This is a genomic window from Streptomyces scabichelini (assembly GCF_011045015.1).
GTDB classification, from domain to species: domain Bacteria; phylum Actinomycetota; class Actinomycetes; order Streptomycetales; family Streptomycetaceae; genus Streptomyces; species Streptomyces scabichelini.
Window position 1 is genome coordinate 1 of sequence record NZ_JAAKZY010000368.1, and the last position, 5,446, is coordinate 5,446.

The 5,446-nt window shown below is 71.4% G+C and carries 4 protein-coding genes; all 4 read left to right on the forward strand.

Translation table 11 applies throughout. The features are described 5' to 3' along the window. The first annotated feature begins 84 nt into the window (after positions 1-84). Entirely contained in the window at positions 85-1,440 is a 1,356-nt protein-coding gene (locus tag G5C60_RS49210; protein ID WP_165270585.1) for an aspartate aminotransferase family protein, read from the forward strand. Positions 1,441-1,629: 189 nt separating this feature from the next. Further along, positions 1,630-2,358 carry a GntR family transcriptional regulator gene (locus G5C60_RS49215; RefSeq protein WP_165270587.1) on the forward strand — a complete coding sequence of 243 codons (729 nt, stop codon included), beginning with the start codon at positions 1,630-1,632 and terminating at the stop codon, positions 2,356-2,358. Next, positions 2,355-4,769, forward strand: coding sequence for a dolichyl-phosphate beta-glucosyltransferase (locus G5C60_RS49220; protein ID WP_165270589.1), 2,415 nt, complete (start codon positions 2,355-2,357; stop codon positions 4,767-4,769). The genes G5C60_RS49215 and G5C60_RS49220 overlap by 4 nt, the downstream gene beginning before the upstream one ends. Before the next feature lie 184 nt (positions 4,770-4,953). Then, a partial coding sequence (locus tag G5C60_RS49225) for a hypothetical protein (RefSeq protein ID WP_165270591.1) occupies positions 4,954-5,446 on the forward strand: 493 nt, incomplete at its 3' end.

Sequence of the window (5,446 nt, forward strand, 5' to 3'; positions counted from 1 at the left end):
CCCCGACACACTGTCGCGTCCAGCCCCGTACCGCAGACATGACGCCGATGTCGGCCCCGCCCCGCCGGCACCTACGCTCCCCGCATGACCCCTCAGCCCAACCCCCAGGCCGGTGCCGCCGTGAAGGCCGCGGATCGTGCGCATGTGTTTCACTCCTGGTCCGCGCAGGAGCTCATCGACCCGCTCGCCGTCGCCGGTGCCGAGGGGGCGTACTTCTGGGACTACGACGGCAAGCGATATCTGGACTTCTCCAGTGGGCTTGTCTTCGCAAACATCGGTTACCAGCATCCCAAGGTCGTCGCCGCGATTCAGGAGCAGGCGGCGACGCTGTCCACCTTCGCGCCCGCCTTCGCCGTCGAGGCGCGGTCCGAGGCCGCGCGCCTCATCGCCGACCGGACCCCCGGCGATCTCGACAAGATCTTCTTCACCAACGGCGGGGCGGAGGCCGTGGAGAACGCCACCCGTATGGCCCGGCTGCACACCGGCCGCTCGAAGGTGCTCTCCGCCTACCGCTCGTACCACGGCGCCACCGCCGCCGCGATCAACCTCACCGGCGACCCGCGCCGCTGGCCCAGCGACACCGCGTCGGCCGGAGTCGTGCACTTCTGGGCGCCCTTCCTCTACCGCTCCCCCTTCCACGCCGAGACCGAGGCGCAGGAGTGCGAGCGCGCGCTCCAGCACCTCGCCGACACCATCGCCTTCGAGGGTCCGGCGACCATCGCCGCGATCATCCTCGAAACCGTCCCCGGTACGGCCGGGATCATGGTCCCCCCGCCCGGCTACCTGGAAGGCGTCCGCGCGCTCTGCGACCAGTACGGCATCGTCTTCGTCCTCGACGAGGTGATGGCCGGCTTCGGGCGTACGGGCGAGTGGTTCGCCGCCGACCACTTCGGCGTCGTACCCGACCTGATGACCTTCGCGAAGGGCGTGAACTCCGGTTACGTGCCCCTGGGCGGCGTCGCGATCTCCGGCGCCGTCGCGGAGACCTTCGCCCGCAGGCCGTACCCCGGCGGCCTGACGTACTCCGGGCACCCGCTGGCCTGCGCCGCCGCCGTCGCCACGATCAACGTCATGGAGGAGGAACGCATCGTCGAGCAGGCCGCACGCATCGGCGAGAGCGTCCTCGGTCCCGGCCTGCGCGAGCTCGCCGAGCGCCACCCCAGCGTCGGCGAGGTCCGCGGCATGGGCGCCTTCTGGGCCCTGGAACTCGTACGGAACAAGGAGACCCGCGAACCCCTCGTCCCCTACAACGCCTCCGGCGAGGCGAACGCCCCCATGGCCGCCTTCGGTGCCGCCGCCAAGAAGCACGGCCTGTGGCCCTTCATCAACATGAACCGCACCCACGTCGTCCCCCCGTGCAACATCACGGAAGCCGAGGCCAAGGAGGGTCTGGCCGCCCTCGACGAGGCGCTGTCGGCCGCGGACCAGCACACGGCGTAGCAGGCGGATGAGTACGGCCGGTAACACGGCGGCTGCGTACGGCCTGTAGCAGGGCGGATGCGTACGGCCGTGGGTGCGGCGCGCGCCCCGATGCGCCCCCGGGGACCGGGAACCCGAACGCGTATGGTGACGTGCTCGTAGATATGAGCGAGTAGCGAGCACGGACCCGATCGGGGGAGGACCAGCACCATGCCCGGCACCGGCGGCGGCAATGGCGCCGTGACCCGCAGCACGCTGCGGCAGCAGATCGCGGACGCGCTCCGCGACGAGGTGCTGGCCGGCCGCCTCCAGCCGGGCCAGGAGTTCACGGTGAAGGAGATCGCCGAGCAGTACGGCGTCTCCGCGACCCCCGTCCGCGAGGCCCTGGTCGACCTGTCGGCCCAGGGCCTGCTGGACGCCGACCAGCACCGCGGCTTCCGCGTCCACGAGTACTCGACGGCCGACTACCGGGGCATGATCGAGGCCCGCGCCCTGGTCACGGACGGCCTGTTCCGCAGGTACCTGGACGAGAAGTCCGCCATCGGCCGGGCCGCCCGCGCCGCCCTGGAGGTGCGCGCCGACAATCCGCGCACCGCCGCCGTCCTCGCCGGCGTGCGCCGCCGCGGCGAGGAGGCCCAGCGCGCCGCCGCCGCCGGTGACCTGAACATCCTCATCGGCTACGACCTGCGCTTCTGGCGCGAGCTGAGCAACCTCTTCGGCAACCCCTATCTCGCCGACTTCCTGCACCGCCTGCGCGTCCAGTCCTGGGTGTGCGTGGTCCAGCACCTGCGTACGGAGGATCTGCGCGGCCGGCTCTGGGCCGAGCACACCGTGCTCGTGGACGCCCTGACGCGGCGCGACCCCGACGCCGCGCACGCGATCGTCACCGCGTACAACGCGCACTCCCTCGCCCTGATCGAAGGTCCGGCGGGCCGATGAGCGGGGTGGACCTGTCGGTCGTCGTCCCCGCGTACAACGAAGAACGCCGGCTCGGCCCGACACTCGAGTCGATCGTCGGCCATCTGCGGGAGGGCGGGGGCCGCCGGGGCGACTGGGAGGTGATCGTCGTCGACGACGGCTCCACGGACGGCACGCGGGACGTCGTGGCCACGGTCCCCGACCGCCGCGTGAAACTCGTCACCAGCCCCCGCAACCGCGGCAAGGGCAGCGCCCTGCGCCTCGGTGTCCTCGCCTCGTACGGCCGCCGCGTGCTGATCACCGACGCCGACCTGGCCGCGCCCATCGAGGAGCTGGACCGTCTCGACAAGGCGCTCAGCGAGGGCCACTCGGCCGCGATCGGCTCGCGCGCCGCCCCGGGCGCGACGATCGAGCACCGCCAGGACCGGCTGCGCGAACTCCTCGGCCGTACCGGCAACTTCCTCATACGCCGCGTCGCGGTGCCCGGCATCCGCGACACCCAGTGCGGCTTCAAGCTCTTCGACGGCGACCAGGCCCGCGAGGCGTTCGCCGCGTCCCGCCTCGACGGCTGGGGCATCGACGTCGAGGTACTCCAGTACTTCCGCCGCTCCGGCTGGCCGGTCGTGGAGGTCCCGGTGCGCTGGTCCCACCAGTCGGGTTCGAAGGTACGGCCCGTCGACTACGGCCTGATGCTCGCCGACCTCATCCTTCTCAAGGCCCGCTCCCTGCGCCCCGCGGACGTCGTGGCGGTGGCCCTGTTCCTGCTGATGTCGTTCGCCCTGTACTCGGGCCGCTGGGCCGACCCGAACGGCCGCTACCTCCCCGACTCGCTCCGGGACCAGAACCAGTGGGAGTGGTTCTTCGCGGTCACCGCCGACAACGTCGCGCACCTGAGAAACCCCCTCTTCACCGACCTCCAGGGCTTCCCCGACGGCGTGAACCTCATGGCCAACACGGTCATGCTCGGCCTGTCCGTCCCCCTCGCCCCCGTGACCTGGCTCTTCGGCCCGGCGCTCGCACTGGCCCTGGTGATGACCCTGGGCCTGGCCGCGACGGCCGCCGCCTGGTACTGGCTGATCGCCAAACGTCTCGTACGCCACCGGGGCGCGGCGTTCGTGGGCGCCGCCCTCGCCGCCTTCGCACCGCCGATGGTCAGTCACGCCCACGCGCACCCGAACTTCATCGTCCTGTTCATGATCCCGCTGATCATCGACCGGGCGCTGCGCCTGTGCACGGGGGCGCGGGTCGTCCGGGACGGTGTCGTCCTCGGGCTGATGGCCGCGTACCAGATCTTCCTCGGCGAGGAGCCGCTGCTGCTCGCCGCGATGGGGATGCTGCTGTTCGCCCTCGCGTACGGGGCGGTGCGCCGGGATGTCGCCCGCGGCGCGTGGCGTCCGCTGCTGCGGGGGCTGCTGATCGGGGGCGCGGTCTGCCTCCCGATCGTCGCCTACCCCCTGTACTGGCAGTTCTTCGGCCCGCAGAGCTACACGCACGTGCTGCACGGCGACGACTCGGGCAACAGTCCGCTGGCGCTGCTCTCCTTCGCGGAGCGCTCGCTGCTGGCGGGCGACAGGGAGACGGCCGGCGCGTTGTCCCCGAACCCCACCGAGCAGAACGCCTTCTACGGCTGGCCGCTCGTCGCGCTCGCCTTCGCCGTCGTGGTCCGGCTGTGGGAGCGGACAGTGGTCAAGGCCCTCGCCTTCACGGCGATCGCGGCGGCCTTGCTGTCCCTCGGGCCGAAGTTCCGTATCCCGATGACGGACGTGGTGGTGCCGGGCCCGTGGGCGCTCCTCGCGAAGAAACCCCTCTTCGAGTCGGTGATCGAGGGGCGCGTGGCGATGGTGTGCGCGCCCGCGCTGGGGATGCTGCTGGCGGTGGCCGTGGAACGGCTGGCCGGCACGCGGAACACCGGCAACCGGTACGTCGGTCTCGCGGCCGTCGTCGCCGCACTCCTGCCGATCGTGCCCGCCCCCCTCGAGGCCGTGGACCGCGCGGAGGTCCCGCCCTTCATCGCGGACGGGACCTGGAAGTCGTACGTCTCCGAAGGCGAGTCCCTCGTTCCCGTGCCGCTGCCCGATCCCGGCAACGCGGAGGCGCTGCACTGGCAGACGTCGGCGGGGCTGGACTTCAAACTCCCGGGCGGCTACTTCAACGGCCCGTTCGGCGAGGACCGCGTCGGCATCTACGGCGCCGCGCCACGCCACACCTCCAACCTTCTGCGCGACGTTCGCTACAGCGGTGAGCTCCCGGTGCTCAGCGAGGAGTGGCAGGTGCAGGCCCGCCGCGACTTCGCGTACTGGCGGGCGGGGGTGCTGGTGCTGGCCCCGCAGTTCAACGACGGGCAGCTGCGTGAGACGGTCGACAGGCTGGTGGGGCGCCCGGGTAAGTGGGTCGGCGGGGTGTGGGTATGGGACCTGCACGAAGGGGGCTGACGGGATCGGACGGCATCGGACGCCGTCCGACCGGACGGGAGACGGGATCTGACCGAACGCGAGACCGGACGGGATCCGAAGGGATCCGCACGACGGGGTCCGACGGGATCCGCACGACAGGGGCTGACCGCGCTTGTCACCCATTACGCTGCCTTGACCACTGTGCTACGCGAGGAGTTCTCAGTTGGCCTGTGACCTGTGGCTGGTCCCACTCGTCGACGTGTTGTGCCACACCCCCGACAACCCCTTCGCCGAGGAACTCGCGCTCTACGACAAGGTGCTGGGCGAGGCCGGACTCCCACCGGTGCCGGTGTACGCGTACATGCCCGGCCTCTCCGGCGACGTGGCCCCGATCGCGGGCTTCGACTACGACGCGCTGCACTTCCTGCGCCGCGCGTACCTGCTCCAGGCCTGCCAACTGGCGGTGACCCCGGTCGACGAACTGGGCGGCGACTACGAGCAGTTGCTGGAGATGTTCGAGACGACGGCCCAGCAGTCGCACCTGGTCTGGCACTACGACCACGCGGGCGCGTACGTCCCGGTCGACTTCCCGCATCCGCTCTCGAACGACGAACTCCTCGCGGGCGGCGGTCCCTTGGGCTCCTCCCAGACCCTGCTGCGCGAGCTGGAGTTCGTGGCCCCGTCGATCGGCATCGACCCGGCGAACCCTCCCCTCC

Bases quoted from the DNA above. Each gene is read 5' to 3' on its own strand.
- G5C60_RS49210 (WP_165270585.1), top strand. From the start codon at position 85: ATGACCCCTCAGCCCAACCCCCAGGCCGGTGCCGCCGTGAAGGCCGCG.
- G5C60_RS49215 (WP_165270587.1), top strand. From the start codon at position 1,630: ATGCCCGGCACCGGCGGCGGCAATGGCGCCGTGACCCGCAGCACGCTG.
- G5C60_RS49220 (WP_165270589.1), top strand. From the start codon at position 2,355: ATGAGCGGGGTGGACCTGTCGGTCGTCGTCCCCGCGTACAACGAAGAA.